This is a genomic window from Dactylosporangium sp. NPDC049742, assembly GCF_040674675.1.
Classification (GTDB): domain Bacteria; phylum Actinomycetota; class Actinomycetes; order Mycobacteriales; family Micromonosporaceae; genus Dactylosporangium; species Dactylosporangium maewongense.
Genome location: NZ_JBFANF010000047.1, coordinates 1 through 21224 on the forward strand (window position 1 = coordinate 1; position 21224 = coordinate 21224).

Sequence of the window (21224 nt, forward strand, 5' to 3'; positions counted from 1 at the left end):
ACGCGGGCGCAGCACGGACGCGGGCGCAGCACGGACGCGGGCGCAGCACGGACGCGGGCGCAGCACGGACGCGGGCGCAGCACGGACGCGGGCGCAGCACGGACGCGGGCGCGAGGCGGCAAGTGAGCAGTCGATGACCCAATGGCCATGCGGCGGGCAAGCGGCCGGCGCGACGAGGGCCGGGGGGCACGCGGTGGGACGGGTCAGGGGCGCAGCGCCTCGGCGAGGGCGCGGGCCGGTGGGGTGAGTGAGCCGTGGACGAGTTCCGTGCGGTGCACGAGTCGCGGCCGCGTCACCGGGACGCCGGCGACGCCCGGGTGGGTCAGTGGGCCGGGCAGCAGCGCCAGGCCCGCGCCCGCGGCCACGAGGGCGAGCAGGCCGCCGGTGTCGGTGCCCTGGTAGGTGAACCGTTCGCGGAACCCGCCGCTGTGCGCCAGCGCCCGCAGTTGCGGCAGGGGCGTGGCGACGTCGGGCGCGTCGATCCACGTCGCGTCGGACAGGTCGGCGAGGCCGACGGATGCGCGGCCGGCTAGTGGGTGGCCGGTGGGGAAGGCGACCAGGGCGGCGGACTCCGCCAGTACCGACGCCGCGAACTGCCCTGCGTCGGGCAGTGGCAACGGGTCGCTGGGTGCTGTCACGCCGTCGAGGAGTCCGACGTCGAGCGTCCCGGTGGCGACGCCGGTGGCCACCGCCTCGCGGCCGGCCAGCAGCAGCGTGAACCGCACGCGGGGCATGGCCCGCTGCACCTCGGCGAGGACCGCGGCGGCCCGCGCGCTGCCGGCGAACGGCGTGGCGCCGAGCACGACCGTTGCGGCGGGCTGGCCCGACAGGCGGGCCACGTCGGCGCGGGCGGCGCTCAGCCGCAGCAGGATCGGGCCGGCGTGTTCGAGCAGCCGCGCGCCCGCGTCGGTCGGCGCGACCGGCCGCCGGTGCAGCAGGGTGGTACCCAGGTCGGACTCGAGCGCGGCGATCTGTTGCGACACGGCGGACTGCGTGTAGCCCAGGTCCTGCGCCGCGGCGGAGAACGACCCGGCGCTCGCGACCGCGACGAACGTGCGCAGCAGGTGCGGATCCACGCCATCAGTATTGCTTATCCTGCTACGCGAATCAGTTGTTGGACTGATGTACGCCGGTCACGGGACAGTGGATGCATGACAGCGACCCGCACCGCCCGCATCGCCCTCGTGGGCGACCGCTCCCTGCACGTCCGTTCCCACTCCCGGATTCCGGGGCTGATCGACGTCCTCCGCGCGCAGCACGGCGTCGGCGTCGACGCGTACTGGATCCCGACGCCCGACGCGCCGGCGACCGACCTCGCCGGGTTCGACGGCATCTGGCTGCTGCCGGGCAGCCCGTACCTCAGCGAGGAGGGTGCCCTGCACGCCGTGCGGGTCGCCCGGGAGCACGGCATCGCGTTCCTCGGCACGTGCGGCGGCTTTCAGCACCTGCTGCTGGAGTTCGCCCGCACGGTCTGCGGCATCGCCGACGCCCGGCACGGCGAGTCCGAGCCCGACGCCGGCAAGCAGCTGATCGTCCCCCTTGCCTGCTCGCTCGTCGGCCACGAGGGCGCGGTCAACCTGACCCCCGGCTCGCTCGCCGAGCGCGTCTTCGGGGTCGAGCGTTCCATCGAGCGGTACCACTGCGCGTACGGGCTGGACCACGCCTTCCTGCCGGAGCTGACCCGGCACGGGCTGCGCTTCACCGGCTTCGACGACGAGGGTCAGGTGCGGGTCGCGGAGCTGGCCGGCCACCCGTTCCTGATGGGCACCCTGTTCCAGCCCGAGCTGGCCGGCGACGGCTCCCGCTGCCACCCGGTCATCCGCGCGTTCGCCGAGGCCGCCGTCTCCGTCGCCGGGCGGTCGCTGGTCGCATGACCGCCCGGCGGCGGCGCCTCGTTCCTGGGTCGGACAAGGCCGGGACGCCCGAGCGGCCGACCGGAAGCCGGAGGTGGTGTGCGATTCAGCGCAGGTCGGCGACGACGGCGAAGTGGTCCGACGGCCAGACGCCGTCGTGGGGGACGGTGCCCGCCAGGCGGACGCGCTCGACGGACCCGCGGCCCGGGCCTTGCAGGCCCACCAGGACGTAGTCGATCCGGGCGTTCGGCGTCGCGTGGCAAGTGACGTGCGGGTTGCGGCGGTCCCAGGTCCACCCTGGGTCGTCGCGGCCGTGGTACCGCCACGCGTCGACCAGCACCAGGCCCGGCACGACCGGCGCGGTGAGGTGTCCGCCCAAGCGCCGCATCTCGTCGGACTCGGGTTCGGCGTTGAAGTCGCCGGTGAGCACCGGCGGGTGCTCCGGGACGCGGTGCTCGGCCACGAACGGCACCAGCCGCTCGACCTGCGCGCACCGGGCCGCGGAGCCGTCGGGCGGGGAGTCCAGGTGGGTGGTGAACACCGGCACCGGACCGTCGGGGGCGTCGATGCGGGCGTGCAGCACCGTCCGGCCCTCGCCACCGAGGTCACCGATCGCGGTCGCACCGATCGGCCACCGGCTCAGCACCGCGTTGCCGACATCGATCGTCGTGTCGCCGACCCGGTCGTGCCAGCGCCCCGGCATCGGCGAGCTGCTGAACGCCCAGTGCATGCCGAGCTCCCTCGCCAGCAGCTCGACCTGGTGCTCCCCGCCGCGGACCGCCCAGGCCTCCTGCAGGCAGCACACGTCGGGCTGCTCGGACCGGAGGGTTGCGAGGATCGCCTCGTGCCGGGCCCGCCAGTCGCCGAACCGCCACCACACGTTCCACGTCATGACCCGCACCGTGCCGATCGTAGATCACCGATCCGTCGGGTGGTCCGCTCAGCGCAGGGCGGCGAGGACGGGCAGGAGCGCGGCGGGGTCCTCGACGTGGGCGTTGTGACCGAGGCCGGGAAGGTCGACCGGCTCCGGGACGAGCGCCGCGAGCTGCTCGTGGCTCACCATCTGGTCGTGCTCACCCCGGGCGAGGACGACCGGGACACGCGCGGCGGCGAGGAGGGCGGCGACCCCGGGCTCGCCGACCGCGAACGTCCGCGGGTCGTGCGTGCTCCGCCAGCCCTCGCCGTCGCGGGCCACGGCGGCGTCCGGCGCGTCGTCCTTGACGCCGACGAGCCCGGCGACGCGCTGGAAGCGAGTTGCGGCCTCCTCGCGGGTCGGGTGGATGATCGGCGGCTTCCTGGCGAGCGCCGCGGCGCGGTCGAGCTCCTCGGCGGTCCAGGCGACCTTGATGCCGAGCCCGACGACCGCCCGCACGCCGGGCAGCCCGGCGAGGTGCAGGCCGATCACCCCGCCGAACGAGTGCCCGACGACGACGGTCCCGCCCGGGTCGACCAGCCCGGCGACGGCGTCCGCGACCCCGGCGAACGTGTACTCCTCCTGCCACCCCGAGCCGCCGTGGCCCGGCAGGTCGGGTGCCACCCACGCCGTGCCGAGGAGGGCGGTCAGGTCGTCCCACACGTCGGCGGTGGCGCCGAGGCCGTGCAGGAGCAGGATCGCCGGGGTGCCGGAGCCACCGCGGAGCACTCGAAGGTCGGTCACCCCGACAGCATCCCCCACAACGGCGCCGGCACGAGCCGGCAACCACCCGCGCCCAGAATGAACGGGTGGCCCGCCCCGCGCCGGGACGAACGGTTCGGCGCTGGTTGTTGGCGCGTACGAGCGTCGGGTGGCCCGCCCCGCGCCGGGACGAACGGGTGATGCCTCGCGTGCTTCGCATGAGCACAGGTCGGTCATCACCCGCACGCCCACGACCGGGCCAGGCCGGGCCGGTCAGAGCGGCCCGGGTCGAGACGGGCGGCGGTGGGCGTTATCTGGCGGTGGCGTATGCCAGGAGGCGAGGGGTCGTGACGTCGCCCCAGGCGGCGGTGAGGGTCGGGGCGCCGGGAGGGGTCGGGGCGTCATCCTTGAGGACCCTGAGCACGGTGAGCTCGTGGGAGCTTGTTGCGATGCGGGTCGGGTCGGCGTCCTCCACGTGGAGGAGGTCGGTGATGTCGGGGGCCGCGGCGCCGGCGTGGCCGCTGCCGTTGGCCTGCACGTCGCTCGGGCGGGCCTGGCGGACGCCGTCGACCTCGAACTCCTCGGCGGCCTGGGGTTCGGCGGTCAGGATGATGCGGGCGAGGGCGGCGGCGTAGACGGGGTCGCCGGTCGCGTCGTACACCCACCTGGTGCCGAGGACCGAGTGCTCGGTGGTGCCGACGAGCCAGCGGTCGGCGCCGTCGAGCGGTGCGCCGCGGTAGGTGAGCGGGACCTGCAGGACCGGTCCGTCGCCGGCGCGGACGAGGATCGTCTCGATGCCGACCTCGTCGGCGGGGTCGTCGAAGCGGAACGCGCCGACCTTCGTGACGTCGGGGGTGGCGGGACCGACGTACCAGGATCGGGTGGGCAGCCACGCGTTGAGCAGTTCGAGTTTGGTGGGCGTCAGGTCCGCCCGGTGCAGGAGCGCCATGATCGCATCGTAGTGGCGGCGGCGGCCGTCCTGCTCAGGGCAGCGGGCTGTCGTCCTGCTCAGGGCAGCGGGCTGGCGGGCCACGCCGCAACGGTGTTGCCGCCGGTCCAGACGCAGTCGTCCAGGATCCAGCGCACCACGCCTGCGTCGTAGGCGCCGGACGCGGTCGCCCGCAGCACCCCCGCGCCCTCGTCGACGGTGACCTCGAGGATCCGCCGGCCGTCGGCGGTGCGCTCGGAGAGGCGGGCCGGGTGGCCGCCGATCGTGGTGTCCATGGCGGGCAGCCGGGCCGGCACCTGCGGCGGGACGCTGGTCAGCCTGAGGTCGGACGTGCCGTCGGTGAGGTCGAGGATGGTGTGCGTCTCGCCGGAGAGGAACGTCATCGTGCAGCGGTCCGCGTGCATGCCGTCGGGGAGGTTGGTGAGCCGGTAGGGCACGACGCAGCGGTACGCGCGGTCGAGGCGCACCCCGGTGGCGAACACCAGGGCGCGCGGCTCGTCGAGCGTGGTGACGACTTGCAGCCACAGTCCGTCGGCGTCCTGCCAGCGGATGACGGTGGTGCCGCCGAAGGAGGTCAGCACGGCGGGCCGGCCGGCGACGGTGACCGGGGTGGGTGCGCCGATCTGCGGCTCCCAGCCCTCGGTGGTGACGCCGGCCCGGACGGTGGTGCCGCCGAGCCGGTCGGTGGCGCCGGTGAGCTGGTCGGCGGTGCCGGCGAGCTGGTCGGTGGAGCCGGTGGAGCCGTGGAAGGTGAGGGATTCCTGGCGTTCGCGGACGAGCTGCTGGTAGGTGACGCCGAAGGACGGTGACGGCAGCCGGTCCACGCTGAGGTGCAGCACCAGGGGGCGGCCGATCCTGCCGGGTCCGGCCTCCGCGGCGGCCTCGCCGGTCGCGACCGGTGGGCGTGGCACGTCGACCATCAGCTCACCCCGGACCGCCCCACCCGCGCCGGGTGACGGCGACGCGCCGCCCGACGGGTTCAGGTTGGCCGGCAGGCCGGTGAAGACGTCCGAGGGTGTCGTCGGCGCCGGGTCGCCGCCCGGGAGCAGCGCCACCGCCGCGACGGAGGCGACGACAGCGGCCGCGCCGCCGAGCAGCAGCCACCGGCGCGGCCAGGAGGCGGTGCCCCCGCGGGACACAGCGGCCACGCCCCCGCGGGACACAGCGGCCACGCCCCCGCCGAGCAGCGGCCACCGGCGCCACCCCGGGTCGGCAGCGGCCGCACGGGACGACAGCGACGGCGTCGAGGCCGGTGCGGCAGGCATCACTCCGCGGGCAGGACCGGCGGTGGCGGCCTGTCCACTGTGGGCGTCGGTCCCGACGGCCGGGTCGTCGGTCATCGCGGCTCCGGGGGCGGTGAGGGGTGACTCAGCCATCGTGACCCCCATCGGCAAACCACGAAGCCGACGGCGAGATCGGTCATCGTCCATCCCTGACCCACGAAAAGGAGCCCGTGTCACGACACAGACGTCGGGAGAGGGGGTGGAGGTTGCATGGGCGCAGCACTCGAAGCCCGACGGCACGACGGCACGACCGAGCAAGGCCGACGCCAGGCCCGGGATGCAGGCGGTGGCGGAGCTCAGGCCAGGGGGCGGGCCGCCAGGGCGAGCAGGCCCAGGTCGTGCCCGGGCGGCGCGATGACGGCGACCCCGGCCGGCGGCGTCGAGGAGGTCGGCACGGAGACGCTGGGCAGGCCGAACGCGCTGGCGGGGACCGCGCACCGCAGCGTGTCGCGGCGCCAGGTGTCGCGGGCGGAGGGGCTCAGGTCGCGGGGGTGGCCGGGGCCGCCGGCCGGCAGGACGAGCCAGGCGTCGCGGTCGGCCAGCAGGTCGAGCAGCTCGGCCCGCAGCCCCGCGAGGAACGACCGGGCCGCGGCCTCCTCGGCGGCGGTGACGGACGCGCCGAAACGGAACCGGTCCTCGACGTCGACGGCGAGCGCCCGCGGGTGCGCGGTGATCCACTCGCCGTGCGCCCGCCACGCCTCGGCGGCCTGCACGCGCCGGAAGGCCAGCAGCAGCGGGTCGGGATCGTCCCAGGTGGACAGTGTGACGGGCGAGACCGGCAGGCCGAAGAGGGAGTCACCCGACAGGCCGGGGACCTCGCCGGCGGCGAGCAGCCGCGACGGCGGTGCCGACGGCCCGGACGGCAGCAGGACGGAGCCGACGAGGGCCAGGTGGGACGCGGTGGCGGTGATCCAGCCGACGGTGTCGAACGACGGCGCGAGCGGCAGCACCCCGCCGGTGGGCACGGCGCCGTGGGTGGGCCGCAGGCCGAAGAGGCCGCAGCAGGACGCGGGGACACGGATGGAGCCGCCGGTGTCGGTGCCGAGGCCGATGTCGGCGTGGCCGGTCGCGACCGCCGACGCGGGGCCGCTGGAGGAGCCGCCCGTGACGAGGCCGGGTGCCGAAGGGTTGGGCGGGGCACCATAGTGGACGTTCGTGCCGGAGAGGGAGTAGGCGAGCTCGTCGGTGTGCGCGATGCCCTGGATGGTGGCGCCCGCGGCGCGCAGCCGGGCGACGGCGGGGGCGTCCTCGGCGGAAGGCAGGGCGGACGCGAGCCACGTGGGGTTGCCGCCGCCGACGGCGAAGCCGGTGACCTCGAAGAGGTCCTTGACCGCGACCCGCAGGCCGTCGAGCGGGCCGTGCCCGGTGGCGTGGGCCAGCGGCATGCCTTTCACCCGCCACACCGTAGGGTCCGCGGACATACCGTCGCCTCCCACCTGCCGCCGCAGCGTCGCGGCGGGCCGTTGAGTGAGCGTAGCGCCCGCGCGACGAACGCACAGGGGGTCGGACCTCACCAGTCCGGCGGGCCGAGCCAGGTCGCCTTCGCCAGCGCGTTCTGCCCCGCGGAGTTGGGGTGGAAGAAGTCCTGCGCGACCACCATGTCGAGGGTGAACGCGACCCGGTGCGCCGCCCCGCCGTCGTCCCGGCACCGGGGGCCGTAGGCCTTGCAGGCGGCGGCGAGCTGGGTGTTGTACGCGTCGACCCGCGCCCCGAACGCCTTGCGCCGCGCCACGTCCGCGGGTGCGGTGGAGGTGGGCGCGGCGAGCAGCGCCTGGCAGATCCCGAACGACCAGGCCTTCACCGCGACCTGGCTGGTGTGCCCGATCTCCCAGAGCCGGTTGATGTCGGGGATGCTGACGACCAGGACGCGCGCCTGCGGCAGGCCCTGCTTGAGCACGGCGAGAGCGTCGTCGACCTGCTTGCGGAACGTGTCGACGGGCGTCATGTCGCCGAGGCCGGGGCGGCAGGCGTCGTTGGCGCCGATGAGGATCGTGACGTAGTCGGCCTTCGCGCCGACCGCGGCGCGGGCCTGCCCGGCGAGGGCGTCGGCGCGGGCGCTGCCGGCGGCGGCGTTGGTGCCGCGGAGGCCGGGGTGCTTCTTGGCCAGCCGCCGGTAGTGGCTGTCGACGCGGGTGCCGTCGCCGGTCGACCACGAGTTGCGCGGGCACGGCGAGGGTGCGAGGCACGACGCGAACGCGGTGGTGAGCGAGTCACCGAGGGCGGCCATGGCCAAGGAGCCGGACGACGGGGCCGGGCCGGCAGGACCCCCGCCACCCTCGCAGGCGAGCGCGAGGACGACGAGCGCGGCGAAGAGCACGTTGCGTGCCCAATTGACGACGATCAGCACATGGTAGCGTGCAGACGCTTCAGCAGCGACATCTCCAGCTCCTCCGGCAGCTGGAAGAAGCCGTCCTCGGTGAGCAGCCGGTGGTGGTCGTTCGGCCGGTAGGACATCGGCACCAACGCGCCGTCGCGCACCTCCACGCTCCCGATGACGTCGCACGCGGGGACGTCGCCCGAGGGGTCGGGGGTACGGGCGTCCAGCAGGTCCACCCAGCCGTGCCCGCCGACCTCGGCGGCCTGCTCGCGGATGCCGGGCACCACGAAGACGTCGTCGGCGATCATCTCGTGCAGGAAGCGCACGAACGCCGGGTTCTCCTCGAAGTGGTCGGGCTGCATCGCGGCGGGCCCGTCGACGCCGACGGCGAGGAGCCCGACGACCGCCTCCGGCAGCAGCCCGTACTGCGCGACCTCGTCCGGTTCGAGCGGTGACACCAGATGGCGCAGCCGCTCACCGACGTACACCTCGTACACGAACAGCGAACGCTTATCGGTCTCCACGGAGCTTCCCGTAGACGAGGACGTCGCGCCAGGCGCCGTCGCGGAACTCCGCGGAGCGCAGGATGCCCTCGCTGAGGAACCCGACCTTCTCCAGCGCCTTCTGCTCCGGGATGTTCTCCGGCTGCGTGCGGGCCTCGATCCGCGGCGCCGCGCTGTTGGCGAAGAGGTAGTCGCACAGCAGCGTCTGCGCGCGCCAGCCGACGCCGCGGCCGCGCCACTCGGGCAGCAGGATGATGCCGATGCTCCAGTACCGCGACCAGCCGGTGCCGGTCGCCTCCCAGCTGACGTAGCCGGCGGCGGTCTCGTCGGCCTCGACCATCAGCCGGCCGTCGTGCTCGCCGAGGAAGCCGTCCTCGGCGAAGCGCCGGGCCGGGCCGGTCGGCTCGCGGTAGCCGGACCAGGCCGGGCCGGCCAGCCCCGGCTCCGTCACGAACCGGCGGAACATCCCCAGATCGCTCTCGACCACCGGTCGCAGCCGAACCCAGGTCTTATTCAACGTTGCCTCACCTCGCCTCGGGGAACCGCCGAACGGGCCGCCGATGTCAGCCGGCCGCCCGCGCACGACGCGCAAGATCGTCTGCCATCCTCGCCGATGATCGGGGCGACCGCCATCCGACCAACCGCCGGGAAAGGCCAACCGACGGTAGATCGGCCACGCTACCGTCTGAGCCCATGTCCGTCGATGCCTTCGCGCACACGTTCCTCGTGGCCGCCCCGCCCGCCCGGGTCTTCGAGCACCTGGCGGACCCGCACTCGTACGTGGGCCTGTCGCCGCTCGTCGTGGCCGTCCGCGACGTGCGCGCCGACGGCGACCAGGTCAGCTACGTGGCCCTCGAACGGTTCCGCTTCTGGACGAACCCGATCCGCGTGACGATGACCCTCGACCCGGCGGCACCGGCGGTGGTCAGCGACGTCGTCTCGCCCGGCCGGGTCCGGCTGCGGGCGGCGGTCACGCTGGCGCCGTCCGGGGCCGGGACCGAGGTCACGGAGACGATCACGGTCGACTCGCCGTCGTTGCTGCGCCGGTACGTGGTGCGCACGGCGAGGTCCGTGCAGCTGCGACGGGCCGCCGAGCTGACCCGTCGCATGGCGGACCGGCCGGCCTAGCGGGTCAGGTGCGCCGCGACGTGCTCGCGGATCAGCGCGAACGAGCGGGCGCGGGCCTCGATGTCGTACACCATGCAGGTCAGCATCAGCTCGTCCGCCTGGGTGCGGTCCAGCAGCCCGGTCAGCTGCGCGCGGACGGTGTCCGGCGAGCCGAGGGCCTGACCCTCGCGCCGCTCCAGCACGAATTCGCGTTCACGGTCGCTGTACGGGTAGGCCGCCGCCTCCTCGGGCGTCGCCATCGCCTCGGGCCGGCCGGAGCGCAACCGCAGGAACGACAGCTGGCTCGGCCCGGCGAGGAACTCGGCCTCCTCGTCGGTCGGGGCGCAGACGGCGCTGACGGCGACCATCGTGTAGGGGGCGTCGAGCCACTGCGACGGCCGGAAGCTGTCGCGGTAGAGCCTCAGCGCGGGCAGCGTGTTGGCGCTGGAGAAGTGGTGCGCGAACGAGAACGGCAGGCCGAGCAGGCCGGCGAGCTGGGCGCTGAAGCCGCTGGAGCCGAGCAGCCACACGTCGGGCTTGTCGCCGCGCCCCGGTGAGGCGAGGATGCGCTGCCCGGCGTCGTCGCCGGTGAAGTAGGCGATGAGGTCCTGCAGCTCCTCCGGGAAGTGCTCCGCGGACAGCCCTTCCATGGTGCGGCGCAGCGCGAGCGCCGTGTGCTGGTCGGTGCCGGGCGCCCGGCCGATGCCGAGGTCGATGCGGCCCGGGTGCAGCGCCTCGAGGGTGCCGAACTGCTCGGCGACGACGAGCGGCGCGTGGTTGGGCAGCATCACGCCGCCGGAGCCGACGCGGATCGTGGACGTCGCGGCGGCCAGGTGCGCCAGCAGCACCGCGGGCGTGGAGCTCGCGATCGCGGGCATGTTGTGGTGCTCCGCGACCCAGAACCTGCGGTATCCGAGCGCCTCGACGCGTCTGGCCAGCTCCGTCGTGTTGCGCAGGGCATCGCCGGCGGACGCGTTCGCGGCGCGGGGCGCGACGTCAAGGACGGAAAGCGGAATCTCGGTCACAAGTCATGGTCAACAGCGCCGTCCCGGGGAATGTTCCCGAAGGCGGCGCCGTGTGACGTGACGCTGGTCGTACACCTGCCGCAAACGCCAACAGGCGCGGCCCTCCCCAGTGCGAAGGGGCGGGCCGCGCCGCGGTGCCGGTCAGACGCGGCAGGGGTTGCCGGTCGGGTTGACGGCGCTGCCGTGGACGTCGGCGCGCGCCTCGCCGATGACCACGTCCGTCAGCAGCGTGTCGAGGACGACGGCCTGCTGGGTGACGCTGGTCGGGGTGGTCGTGGTCGCGTTGAGCTTGAGCGCGCCGACCACCAGCGGCACGGTGAGCGGTGCGCCGCCGACCGCGACCGCGACGCCGTTGATCCTCAGGTACGCGACGCTCGAAGACCCGCTGAGGACCGGCGCGAGGCCGCCCGGGCCGGACGCGCAGGTCGCCTTCGCGGTGGCCTGGACGAGCCCGAGCTCGATCGTCGTCGGGACGAGGCCGCCGATGGTGATCTTCACCGCCTCGACGGTGGCCCTGGCCGTGCCGTTGTCGCCGGCCGCGGGTGCGGTGCCGAGGTCGTCGGGGGTGAGCGCCGTGTTCGCGTCCAGGGTCTTCGACTCCACCTTGATCAGGCCGGAGTCGAGGGTGAGCTGGGCGAGGACCTTGCCGTCGTCCACGCACGGCACGCCGGCCGGGTTCGCCGCGGGCGAGGACAGCGGGCCGACCCGCAGTACCTGCGCCGTGCAGGAGAACGTGCCGTTGCGGTCGGCGTCGACGATGGTGCCGAGGCCGGTGCCGTCGGCGATCGCGGCGCCGGTGGCCGCGGACAGGTTGACCGTGAAGGTCTCGTCGAGCTCGTCGAGCGCGTCGTCGACGATCGGCACGGTGACCGGCCGGCTGGTCTGGCCCGGCTGGAACGTGACCGTGCCGCCGCCCGCGGTGTAGTCGGCGCCGGCGGTGGCGGTGCCGTCGGCCGTCGCGTAGTTCGCGCTGACCGGGGACGTCGGCGGGCCGGAGAGCGAGACGGTGAAGGTCGCGGTGCCCGCGTTCTCGTCGACGACGACGTCGTTGACCGACATGGTCAGGACGGTGACCGACAGCGTCTGGACGAAGGCCGCACCCTGGCTGACCCCGTCCACCGTGAAGTCGACCTTGCAGGTGTACGTGCCGGGCGCGGCACCTCCCGCGACCGTGACGTGCTCGGTGAAGTCGGCGGCGGCGCCGCTGTCGACGGTCTTCGCGGCCGGGTCGAACGTCACCGACAGGTCGGCGGCGCAGTCGAGGACCACCGGGGTGACCTTGACCTGGATCGCCTGGACGCCGGCCAGGATGGCGGCGCTGACCTGGTCGGCGGGCACGTTCGGCAGGTACACGCCGCCGGTGCCGGACGTGATCGCCTCGGCCTGGCCGCCGGTGTTCATCGCGCCGACGTCGACGGCGACGACGCGGATGTGCGCGGCGTTGAGCGCGGCGACGGTGTCGGCGAGGTGGTGGCCGAGGCTCGGGTCGTGCGACGGCGCGTCGCCGAACATCACGATGATGCGGGTGCCGCCGTCGCGGAAGTGCACGGCGCCGTTCGCGAGCTGGAACAGCGCGTTGATGCCGTCCTCGGGCAGGTCGCCGCCGCCACCGGCGACCCACTGGCCGATGCCGGCCTGGACCGCCGCCTGGTCGGCGGTGACGTCCTGGCGGACCGTGAACGGCGCGGAGTCCTCGAAGTCCTTGTACTCCGCGACGCCGAACCGGGCCTGCGGCTGCGCGGCCGCGATCTGCCCCAGGACCGACGCGGCGTTCGCGCGCACGTCGGCGATCGGCCCGGTCATGCTGCCGGTGGTGTCGGCCAGGAAGACGATGTCGGGCTTCGGCGGGACCGGCGCGGTCTCGACGTGCTTGGCGATGTCGGCCGACTGGCCGGGTCCCAGCGTCAGGCTGACACCGGGCGGGGTGACACCTGGAGCGGCCTGCGCGGCGGTTGCCGTCGCGAGGACGGTCACCGCCCCTGCGGTCAGCGCCAGGCTGAGTAATGACGCGAGTTTCACGTGCTCCTCCTGCGACGGTCGGCGGTTGCCGAGGAGAAGCAAACAATGGTGCCGTCCGCGCGAAACAGGACTTGCCGGCCGGGCCGGCGTCGGATAAGAAGCGCTCAGCCACCCTTACGAATTCACTCCTGTGAGTGTCCGTGAATCGCGGTTCCACATTCAATTCAGTCCTTCGCCCGGGTGTACGAATGTCGACACACCCGCAGGAGTTACGGTTGTCCTCTACCGACGTACAGGGGGGTGGCGGCATGGCCGGGAGAACGCAGCTGACCGCGGCGCGGGCCGTGCAGCTCGTCAAGGAGCCGTCGGGGGCGCCCGCGGTCAACCTCGCCAAGGTGCGCGAGTCGGGCCACGTCGACCTCGCCAAGCGCGCCGACAAGGCCGGCCTGGCGCTCAGCAGGCGCGGGCTCGGCGGCATCCGCGCCCAGGCGATGCTCGTGCTCGACCACTCCGGCTCGATGCGCCCCGACTACAAGTCCGGCGCGGTGCAGACCCTGGTCGAGCGGGCCCTCGGCTTCGCGCTGCAGATCGACATCGACGGCACCGTGCCGGTCGTCCCGTTCGACACGAAGGTCCTGCCGACGGTCGCGGTGACCGTCGACAACTACAGCGGCGTCGTCGACCGCGAGATCAACCAGGGCTGGATGGGCACGACCAACCTCGCCGACGCGCTCGCCGTGGTCCTCGCCGAGGCGGAGCAGACGACGGCGCCGATCTTCTGCATCGTCGTCGCCGACGGCAGCCCGGACAGCAAGCGTGCGACGACCAAGGTGGTGTGCGAGCTGTCGCGCTACCCGGTCTTCCTGAAGCTGCTCGCCATCAAGCCCGTCGAGTACTTCCAGAGCCTCGACGACCTCGACGACTCCAAGCGCCTGCTGGACAACGTGGACACGAAGTACTCGACCGAGGCGCTCGACCTGCTGACGTGCAGCGACCTGCAGTTCGCCGAGGCGATGGCCGACGAGTGGGACACCTGGGTCGCCGCGGCCACGGCCGCCGGCATCCTCACCCCCTGACCGCACGGCCGGGGCGCCGGTCTCACTGCGGGCGGGTCCCCCGCACGATCTCGTCGACGATCTGCTCGGGGGTGGCGTCGATCGACACCGCCAGGATGTCCTCGCCGGGCTGCGGCGGCTCCAGGGCGGCGAACTGGCTGTCGAGCATCTCCACGCGCATGAAGTGACCGTGGCGGGCCGCGAGCCGGCGCGTGATCAGCTCGCGGGAGCCTTCGAGGAGCACCAGCCGCACCTGCGGGCGGCCGTCGCGCAGCTGGTCGCGGTACGCCCGGCGCAGCCCCGAGCACGACACGACCCCGGGGGTGCCCTCGGCGGCGTGCCCGTCGATCCAGCGGCCGATCGCCGCGAGCCACGGCGCGCGGTCCTCGTCGGTGAGCGGCTGCCCCGCCGCCATCTTGGCGACGTTGGCCGGCGGGTGGAAGTCGTCCGCCTCCGCATACCGCCAGCCGAGCCTCCCGGCGAGCAGCGCCCCGACGGTGGTCTTGCCGGTCCCGGCGACACCCATCACGACGATCACTGGAGGCGGGCTGTCCGGCATGGCGACACGGTACCCAAGCGACCGGTTCGCCACACACTGCGGTCGCTGCCGGAATCCGGGGTGGGCCGGTCGGTGGTCGCCGACCGGCCCTTGACGGCGCGCGGTCAGGACGCGGCCATCGCCACCAACGGGGGGAAGTGGCGGGCGACGAGCTGCTTGGCGACGGTCGCCGGGTCGGCGATGTCGCCGACCCGGTGGCGTTCGACGAGGCGGGCGTGGCCGGGCAGGCCCGTGCCGCGCTCGCGGAGCGTCCGCTGCATCTGCGTCTCGATGGCCCCCGGGTCGACGATCTCCACCGTGCAGGAGCGGCTCGACGCCTCGCTGACGCAGCGCATGAACGCCTCCGCGCCCGCCTTGGTGGCGCAGTACGTCGCCCAGCCCGGGTAGCTGCGGTGCGCCGCGGAGGAGGCGACGTAGACGATCCGCAGGCGGGGCACCGGGTCGTGGGCGAAGGCGGACAGGAAGGTGTTCGTGAGCAGGATCGGCGCGACCAGGTTGACCTGGACCGCGGCGAACACGTCCTCGGGGGTCAGCTCGCCGACCAGGCCGATGGGCTCGACCGTCGCGGCGTTGTGCAGCAGGACGACCTCGTCCTCGGGTGCGGTCCCGCCGATGAACGCGGCCAGCTCCGCCTCCGTCGGGAGGCTGACGGCCTCGGCGAGGTCGGTGGCGCGCAGCCGTACCGACGCCGGATGCCGAGCGGCGAGCACCTGCTGCTCCGAGGGGAAGGTGCGGGCCAGGCCGAAGACCCTGGCACCGTCGGCTTGCAGCGCGTGGAACAGGGCCGCGCCGAGCCCTCTCGAGGCGCCGGTCACGATGACCGAACGCTTGCGGATAGCGTCCGCGGGTGCGGACATGACATCACTCCAACCGTGTCGAGGTGACAACAACGACGGGGGTGGAGTTCGGCTTACGTGCGCCAGACCTGCAACGCGGCGCGGGCGGGCGCGTGGCCCGTCTCGGCGCCCGCGGACGGCTCGACACCGGAGGCCGGCATGAGCTGCGCGATGACGCCCGTGGTGAGCTGCGCGGCCTGATGGGCCGCGACCTCGGGGGTGTCCACCACCTGCTCGCCTTCGGCGTGCAGCATGAGCGGCTGCCGCTCGTCGTCCTCGTCGCCGTCCGACGACGACTCGTGGTGATGATGGCCGACGGCGAACGGGACGGGGCTGGACGTGAGGAGCTGGTGGACGATCCCGGCGTGGGACGCCGGCGAGCCGACGGTCGCCCCGAACAGCATCGCGAGGACCAGGGCGAGGACGCCGACGACCCAGCCGGGCGTGCGTGCCCGCGTGAGTCCGTCCAAGGTCCGCCCCTCCCCGGTGATGCCCACCGTCATCATGGCCCAACGGAGCGCTTCTCGGAATGTCGCGAATTTGCCAGCATCCGCGAAATTCAATTTCCCGGATAGGGTACGCAGGTGCTGGTCCGAGCGGTCGCCGAGGGCGACCTGTCCTGGTTGCAAGAATTGCTCGCCAATGCATACGGTGCGGTCCACGTCATCACGGGAGAAAACGGTCGCGACGCCGACCGGCTGCCGGGTCTGGTGGCCGAAAGCGCAACGGGCGAACGGGTGGGTCTTCTCACCTATGAGGTCGCGGCGACGGGCCTCGAAATCGTCACGCTCAACGCCGTCCGTCCACATGCCGGGATCGGGACGGCGCTGCTGGACGCCGCGCGGGCGGTCGCGGCCGACGCCGGCTGCAGCCGGCTGTGGCTCATCACCACCAGCGACAACCTGGACGCGCTGCGGTTCTACCAGCGGCGGGGGCTGCGGGTCCGGGCCGTGCACCCCGGCGCCGTGCAGCGCGCCCGCCGCCGCAAGCCGCGGATCCCCGAGGCCGGCGACTTCGGCATCCCGCTGCGCGACGAGGTGGAGCTGGAGCTGTCGCTGCGGGACGAGGAGGCGTACGTCCGGCCGGGCACCCTCGCCGACGTCAAGCCCGTCCTGGGGCTGATGGACGGCGCGACCCGCTGGCTCGTCGGGCTGGGCCGGACCGGGCAGTGGGGCACCGAGCCGCACTCGACCAACCCGCGCCGGCTGACCGCGATGATGCGGTGGGTCCCGCAGGGCCACCTGCACGTCGCCGAGATCGACGGCACCGCGGTGGGCGCGATCGTGGTCGGCGAGGCGCCGGAGAACATCCCGGTCGTCTACGAGCCCGAGCTGTACGTGAACCTCCTCGTCACCGACCGCGCCCGGCAGGGCCGCGGGCTGGGCGGGACGCTGCTGGACCACGCCCGGGTGCTCGCCGTGCGGCGCGGGATCGGGCTGCTGCGGGTCGACTGCTACGCCGGCGACGACCAGGCGCTGGTGGGCTGGTACCGCCGGCAGGGCTTCACCCCCACGGAGACCTTCACGGTCCGCCTCGCCACCGGCGTCGACTGGCCCGGCCAGGTCCTTGAACAGCGGCTCTGAACAGCGGCTCTGAACAGCGGCTCTAGAGCGGGGTGCCGCCGAGCGCGGCGGCGAGGGACTCCAGCAGGCGCAGGTCGTGCGCGTAGCCGGACAATTCGGACCGGCGGACCGCGACGAGCCCGCCGGGGCCGCCGCTGACGCGCACGTCGCGCCACGACGCCCCGGCCCGGCACAGCGCGGCGACGGCCGCCGGTGGCGCGCCCGCGTCGGGGACGAGCGTGCCGGCCGCGTTGCCGAGGGCCTGCAGCTCCGGCACGGCCGCCGCGACCCGGGTGACCATGGCGCCGCCGGTGTGGCGGATGTCGACCCGGAACCCGTCCCGCTCGCCGGTCAGGTGCACGCCGGCCGCGTCCTCCACGCGGCGCAGCCCGCGCGGCAAAAGCTCGCTCAGGTCCTCGTCCACGCGCCCAGCCTGCCCGCTCCCCCACCGGCGGGCGACGACGGCCGCACCACGAACGCCTGTGGTGCACGCACCACAAGGCGATCCTCAGTCGCGATCGGCCAGGTAGAGCAGCACGGCGCCGACGCGGCGGTGGGTCTCGCCCTCCTCGACGAGGCCGAGCTTGGCGAAGATCGAGTTGATGTGGCGCTCGACGGCGCGGACCGTGACGAACAGGCGCTCCGCGATCGTGGAGTTGTTGGCGCCGGTGGCCATCTCCGCCAACACCTGCCGCTCCCGGGCGGTCAGGTGGCGCAGCGCGCTGCCGGCCGGGCGGGCGCGGGCGGTGAGCATCGTCTCCACGATCCGCGGGTCGATGACGGAGCCGCCGCCGGCGACCGCCCGGACCGCGTCGGCGAGCTGGCCGGGCTGCGCCAGGCGCTCCTTCAGCAGGTACGCCCGGCCGGCCACCCCGTCCTGCAGCAGCGCGGTCGAGTGCGCGGGGTCGTCGTACTGGCTGAGCACCACCACGCCGATCGCCGGGTGGCTGCCCCGCAGCGCGATCGCGGCCCGGACGCCCTCGTCGGTGTTGGTCGGCGGCATGCAGATGTCGGTGACCACGACATCGGGCACCAACCGCTCCACAGTGGACAAAAGCTCCCCGTGGTCGGCGGCGAGTCCGATCACCGACAGGTCGGCCTGGTCACTGAGCAGTGCCTTGACTCCCTCCCTGACCAGGAGACTGTCATCCGCCACCACGACCCGGATACTCATGGGTCCGTAACCTACCGCCTGCCCCGGAGGACCCGTGAGCGTCGACTTCGCCCTCCTGCTCCGCCTGGAGCACGCCGTCGCCGACATCCTCGCCACCCCGGAGCCGGCCGGGCGGCCCGTCCTCGACGCGATCGGCCGGGCCCTCGGCTGGTCGGTGGGCGCGATGTGGCAGGTGACCCCCGGCGGGCTGCGGTGCGTGGCGACGTGGTCGACGTCGGACCGGTTCGCGGCGTTCGAGACCGCGACCCGCGACCTCGTGCTCGCCCGCGGCGAAGGGCTCCCGGGCGCGGTGTGGCAGCGCGGCGAGCCGGCGTGGGTGCGCGAGTTCGGGCGGCAGGCGGCGTTCCCGCGGGCGGCCGCCGCCGGGGAGGCCGGCCTGTCCGCCGCGTTCTGCTTCCCGTTGCGGAGCGCGGAAGGCGTGGAGGGGATCGTCGAGTTCTTCACCAGCACGCTCGCCGAGCCGCCGCCGGACCTGCTGTCGACGGCGAAGAGCCTGGGCCGCCGCATCGGCGACGCGCTGCACCGGGCGCGGGCGGCGGACGAGGTACGGCGCAGCGAGGCCCGCCTCCGCGCGGTGCTCGACTCCGCGCTGGACTGCGTCGTCATCGCCGACGCCGACGGGGTGGTCCTCGAGTTCAACCCCGCCGCGTGCCAGACCTTCGGCTACCGCCGCGACGAGGCCGTCGGGCGCGAGCTGGCCGAGCTGATCGTGCCGCCCGCGCTGCGCGAGGCGCACCGGCAGGGGCTGCGCCGGCTCCTCGCCTCGGGCGAGCCGCGCCTGCTCGACCAGCGCGTCGAGACGACCGGCCGGCGCGCCGACGGCACCGAGTTCCCGGTCGAGCTGACCATCACGCGGGTCGCGGTCGCCGGTCCGGCCGTCTTCAGCGGGTACCTCCGCGACCTCAGCGACAAGCACCGGGTGGCCGAGGAGCTCAAGGCGTCCCGCCGCCGGGTGCTCGAGGCGGCGGTCGGCGAGCGGCAGCGCCTCGAACGGGACCTGCACGACGGCGCGCAGCAGCGCCTCGTCGGCCTCGGCATGACCCTCGCCAGGGCCCGCACCGCCCTGCCCGACCAGCCGGCGCGGGCCGCGGCGATCCTCGACGACGCCATCGCCGCCCTGGAGGAGTCCGCGATCGAGCTGCGCGACCTCGCCAGGGGCATCCATCCGGCCAGCCTCACCCGGTACGGGCTGGGCGCCGCCCTCGCCGACATGGCCCGGCGCAGCCCGGTCGAGCTGCGCCTCGGCGAGCTGCCGGCCGACCGGTTCCCGCCGGCGGTCGAGGCGACCGCGTACTTCGTGGTGAGCGAGGCGGTCACGAACGTCGCCCGGTACGCGGGGACCGGCACCGCCCACGTCGACGTCGCCGTGTCCGGCGCGGAGCTGGTCGTGACCGTCACCGACGGCGGGCGCGGCGGTGCCGACGCCGGGCTCGGCTCGGGCCTGCGCGGGCTCGCGGACCGGATCGCGCTGCTGGACGGCACCCTGACCGTCGACAGCCCGGCCGGCGCGGGGACGACGGTGCGGGCGAGCATCCCCCTGTGATGTGGTGCCAGCATCCATCCGGCACTGGTGCCGGCGCACTGCTGCCCCGCCCCGGCGGGCGCGAGGATTCCCTTCAGTCGGACGACCTTCGAGGGGACACCACCATGACGCACGCCATCCGCTGGGCCGGCCCTTCCCGCGCACGCTGCCGGGTCAGGGGTTCCTGACGTCCCACAGCCACAGCCCGCCGGTCAGCCGCCCCGGCCCGAACAGCGCGTCGAGGGTGCCGCGCTCCGCCGCCGCGGCGGGACCGTCGGGGGCCAGGATGATCGACGTGCGCCAGTAGGCGAGGTCGAGCCTGGCCTGCTCCCGGTCGAGGTCGGTGACGGCGGTGACCTGATGGTTGCCGGTGGCGGCGTTGATCAGCCGGTCGGTCGGCCGGGCCGGCGCGCCGACGGTCGCGTGCCGGCCGAGCACGCCGCCGGCCGGGCCGAGGAAGTAGCCGTGCGACATCCGCAGCTCGGTGCCGGTCGCGGTCGCCCAGCTCATCGCCGTCCAGTGCTCGAACGTGGCGAGCGGCACGATCAGTACCGACTCCTGCGGCCCGACGAAGGAACGCCACTCCCCCGACGCGATGAACGCCGGGACCGCCGGCCGGTCGAACACCTTGATCGGCACCGGCGCCGCCGGCACCAGCACCGCCGCGACCAGACCCACCTTCAGCAGCCGCAGCCCCGCCGGCGCGGGCAGCCGGTCGAGGCCGATCGCGACCAGCGGCGCGACCGCCCAGGTGGCCGCCTCGCCGAGGCGCGTCGGGAGCAGGGTGTCGAAGAGCGGCAGGTGCCGCAGCAGGGCATAGGGGCCCGGGACGCCGATCTCGCGCTGGTACAGCGTGAGCTCGTTGCCCAGGGACAGCACCGCGAACAGGACGCCGGTGCCGGCGAGCGACCGCACGAGCGGCTCCCGCCACCGCCAGGCCACGACGGCGGCGACCGCGATGACGAGCGGCCAGCCGAAGTAGCCGTGCTGCTCGGCGGAGAACCCGGGCTCCGGCTGGAACTCGCTGAACCGCACGGCCACCGAGTTGCGCGAGAACGACGTGAACCCCAGCAGGTCCGTGTGGAACGCCGTCATCTGCTGCTCGCCGCCGCGGTAGGCGCCCGTGCCCGAGAACTGCCACCACAGCGGGAACGCGAGCACGACCGACGTCGCGAGGAGCGTGACCCCGAGCCCGGCGAGGACGCTCAGCGCCCGCGTCTCGCGGGGCCGCTGCACCAGCCACAGCAGCCCGAACACCCCGATGGCGAGCGCCGTGATGAACAGCGTCTCCTCGTTGATGAAGACCTGCCACACCACCAGCGCGGCCAGGATCAGCCCGCCCCGCACCGGCGCGTCGCGCAGCTTCACGACCCGCCACACGATGACCGGCACCAGGAACTGCGCCGTGAGGTTCGGGTGGAACGTGGCGTGGTTGGCGACGCTCGGCGCGAACGCGGCCACGAGCCCGCCCACCCAGGCGGCGACCCGGTTGTCCACGACGTGCCGGGACAGCAGCCAGAACCAGGCGGCCGCGGTCGCGGTGAGCGTCAGCACCACCAGCAGGTCGAACGTGATCCCCGGCCCGACCAGCATCGTCACCGGCGCGAGCGGCAGCCCCAGCCCGAACATCGTCGTGTTCGCCATGCCGTTGACGCCCACCGGCGCGTTCAGCCGGTCGAGGAGGAACGGGTTCTCCAGGTGCCGCACGCACCGCGCCGCCCACGCCAGGTAGTACTCGGCGAGGATCCGGTCCCCCGGCGTGTACGGCAGCCGCTGCCCGGGATGCGCGAGCAGCCGCCCGCAGAGCACGACCGCCCCGGCAAGATACCCGGCCACCGCCACCGCGTCGCCCGCCCACCGACTCCGGGATTGCCCCTCGTCCATGCCGAGACCCTAGCTGCTGCC

The 21224-nt window shown here is 74.1% G+C and carries 22 protein-coding genes; 5 read left to right on the forward strand and 17 right to left on the reverse strand.

Going from position 1 to position 21224, the window contains the following annotated elements; genetic code table 11:
• Positions 1 to 203: 203 nt before the first annotated feature.
• Entirely contained in the window at positions 204 to 1076 is an 873-nt protein-coding gene (locus AB0J72_RS40705) for a LysR family transcriptional regulator (RefSeq protein WP_363409280.1), read from the reverse strand.
• 75 nt (positions 1077 to 1151) lie between these two features.
• On the opposite strand from AB0J72_RS40705, the gene AB0J72_RS40710 reads away from it, so the two are divergent.
• Positions 1152 to 1874, forward strand: a complete 723-nt coding sequence (locus AB0J72_RS40710) for a hypothetical protein (RefSeq protein WP_363409283.1) — start codon at positions 1152 to 1154, stop codon at positions 1872 to 1874.
• A gap of 85 nt (positions 1875 to 1959) precedes the next feature.
• Here AB0J72_RS40710 and AB0J72_RS40715 read toward each other — a convergent pair whose 3' ends face one another.
• The 8 genes from AB0J72_RS40715 to AB0J72_RS40750 form a co-directional block, all read right to left on the reverse strand.
• Positions 1960 to 2745 (reverse strand): endonuclease/exonuclease/phosphatase family protein, encoded by a 786-nt coding sequence (locus tag AB0J72_RS40715; protein WP_363409286.1) that lies wholly within the window; start codon positions 2743 to 2745, stop codon positions 1960 to 1962.
• Between the two features lie 48 nt (positions 2746 to 2793).
• Entirely contained in the window at positions 2794 to 3510 is a 717-nt protein-coding gene (locus AB0J72_RS40720; RefSeq protein WP_363409289.1) for an alpha/beta fold hydrolase, read from the reverse strand.
• Between the two features lie 268 nt (positions 3511 to 3778).
• A complete protein-coding gene (locus AB0J72_RS40725; RefSeq protein ID WP_363409292.1) occupies positions 3779 to 4417 on the reverse strand; it encodes a hypothetical protein in 639 nt (212 codons plus the stop codon).
• Positions 4418 to 4476: 59 nt separating this feature from the next.
• The gene (locus AB0J72_RS40730; RefSeq protein ID WP_363409294.1) at positions 4477 to 5793 is read right to left on the reverse strand and encodes a hypothetical protein; all 1317 of its coding nucleotides are present in this window, start codon (positions 5791 to 5793) and stop codon (positions 4477 to 4479) included.
• A gap of 203 nt (positions 5794 to 5996) precedes the next feature.
• The gene (locus AB0J72_RS40735; RefSeq protein ID WP_363409494.1) at positions 5997 to 7085 is read right to left on the reverse strand and encodes an amidase family protein; all 1089 of its coding nucleotides are present in this window, start codon (positions 7083 to 7085) and stop codon (positions 5997 to 5999) included.
• A 125-nt stretch (positions 7086 to 7210) separates the two neighbouring features.
• On the reverse strand, positions 7211 to 8047 hold the full coding sequence (locus tag AB0J72_RS40740) for a GDSL-type esterase/lipase family protein (protein ID WP_363409297.1): 837 nt from the start codon (positions 8045 to 8047) through the stop codon (positions 7211 to 7213).
• Complete coding sequence (locus AB0J72_RS40745) at positions 8041 to 8541, reverse strand: hypothetical protein (protein ID WP_363409300.1); 501 nt, start codon at positions 8539 to 8541, stop codon at positions 8041 to 8043. Before AB0J72_RS40745 ends, AB0J72_RS40740 begins: the two co-directional genes overlap by 7 nt.
• Complete coding sequence (locus AB0J72_RS40750) at positions 8528 to 9007, reverse strand: GNAT family N-acetyltransferase (RefSeq protein ID WP_344502722.1); 480 nt, start codon at positions 9005 to 9007, stop codon at positions 8528 to 8530. The genes AB0J72_RS40745 and AB0J72_RS40750 overlap by 14 nt, the downstream gene beginning before the upstream one ends.
• Before the next feature lie 206 nt (positions 9008 to 9213).
• Here AB0J72_RS40750 and AB0J72_RS40755 point away from each other — a divergent pair, with 206 nt between their 5' ends.
• Positions 9214 to 9648 (forward strand): SRPBCC family protein, encoded by a 435-nt coding sequence (locus AB0J72_RS40755; RefSeq protein WP_363409303.1) that lies wholly within the window; start codon positions 9214 to 9216, stop codon positions 9646 to 9648.
• Here the strand turns inward: AB0J72_RS40755 and AB0J72_RS40760 are convergent.
• Both AB0J72_RS40760 and AB0J72_RS40765 read right to left on the reverse strand, forming a co-directional pair.
• Positions 9645 to 10652: an LLM class flavin-dependent oxidoreductase gene (locus tag AB0J72_RS40760; protein ID WP_363409306.1), complete on the reverse strand. Its 1008-nt coding sequence runs from the start codon at positions 10650 to 10652 to the stop codon at positions 9645 to 9647. The genes AB0J72_RS40755 and AB0J72_RS40760 overlap by 4 nt on opposite strands.
• Before the next feature lie 141 nt (positions 10653 to 10793).
• Positions 10794 to 12671, reverse strand: a complete 1878-nt coding sequence (locus AB0J72_RS40765) for a Calx-beta domain-containing protein (RefSeq protein WP_363409309.1) — start codon at positions 12669 to 12671, stop codon at positions 10794 to 10796.
• A 248-nt stretch (positions 12672 to 12919) separates the two neighbouring features.
• On the opposite strand from AB0J72_RS40765, the gene AB0J72_RS40770 reads away from it, so the two are divergent.
• Positions 12920 to 13687 carry a VWA domain-containing protein gene (locus tag AB0J72_RS40770; RefSeq protein ID WP_363409312.1) on the forward strand — a complete coding sequence of 256 codons (768 nt, stop codon included), beginning with the start codon at positions 12920 to 12922 and terminating at the stop codon, positions 13685 to 13687.
• A 22-nt stretch (positions 13688 to 13709) separates the two neighbouring features.
• Here AB0J72_RS40770 and AB0J72_RS40775 read toward each other — a convergent pair whose 3' ends face one another.
• From AB0J72_RS40775 to AB0J72_RS40785, 3 genes are all read right to left on the reverse strand, one after another.
• Complete coding sequence (locus tag AB0J72_RS40775; RefSeq protein WP_363409315.1) at positions 13710 to 14225, reverse strand: gluconokinase; 516 nt, start codon at positions 14223 to 14225, stop codon at positions 13710 to 13712.
• Positions 14226 to 14329: 104 nt separating this feature from the next.
• Entirely contained in the window at positions 14330 to 15082 is a 753-nt protein-coding gene (locus AB0J72_RS40780; protein WP_363409318.1) for an SDR family NAD(P)-dependent oxidoreductase, read from the reverse strand.
• Positions 15083 to 15135: 53 nt separating this feature from the next.
• Positions 15136 to 15531 (reverse strand): hypothetical protein, encoded by a 396-nt coding sequence (locus AB0J72_RS40785; protein WP_363409321.1) that lies wholly within the window; start codon positions 15529 to 15531, stop codon positions 15136 to 15138.
• 114 nt (positions 15532 to 15645) lie between these two features.
• Here AB0J72_RS40785 and AB0J72_RS40790 point away from each other — a divergent pair, with 114 nt between their 5' ends.
• Positions 15646 to 16644, forward strand: coding sequence for a GNAT family N-acetyltransferase (locus tag AB0J72_RS40790; protein WP_363409324.1), 999 nt, complete (start codon positions 15646 to 15648; stop codon positions 16642 to 16644).
• A 22-nt stretch (positions 16645 to 16666) separates the two neighbouring features.
• Here AB0J72_RS40790 and AB0J72_RS40795 read toward each other — a convergent pair whose 3' ends face one another.
• Together AB0J72_RS40795 and AB0J72_RS40800 are read right to left on the reverse strand one after the other, a co-directional pair.
• Entirely contained in the window at positions 16667 to 17047 is a 381-nt protein-coding gene (locus AB0J72_RS40795) for a hypothetical protein (RefSeq protein WP_363409326.1), read from the reverse strand.
• Between the two features lie 84 nt (positions 17048 to 17131).
• Positions 17132 to 17797 (reverse strand): response regulator transcription factor, encoded by a 666-nt coding sequence (locus AB0J72_RS40800; protein ID WP_363409329.1) that lies wholly within the window; start codon positions 17795 to 17797, stop codon positions 17132 to 17134.
• 34 nt (positions 17798 to 17831) lie between these two features.
• On the opposite strand from AB0J72_RS40800, the gene AB0J72_RS40805 reads away from it, so the two are divergent.
• Positions 17832 to 19340: a PAS domain S-box protein gene (locus tag AB0J72_RS40805; RefSeq protein ID WP_363409332.1), complete on the forward strand. Its 1509-nt coding sequence runs from the start codon at positions 17832 to 17834 to the stop codon at positions 19338 to 19340.
• Between the two features lie 153 nt (positions 19341 to 19493).
• Here the strand turns inward: AB0J72_RS40805 and AB0J72_RS40810 are convergent, their stop codons facing one another.
• Positions 19494 to 21203: a glycosyl transferase gene (locus tag AB0J72_RS40810; protein WP_363409335.1), complete on the reverse strand. Its 1710-nt coding sequence runs from the start codon at positions 21201 to 21203 to the stop codon at positions 19494 to 19496.
• Between the last annotated feature and the right edge of the window lie 21 nt (positions 21204 to 21224).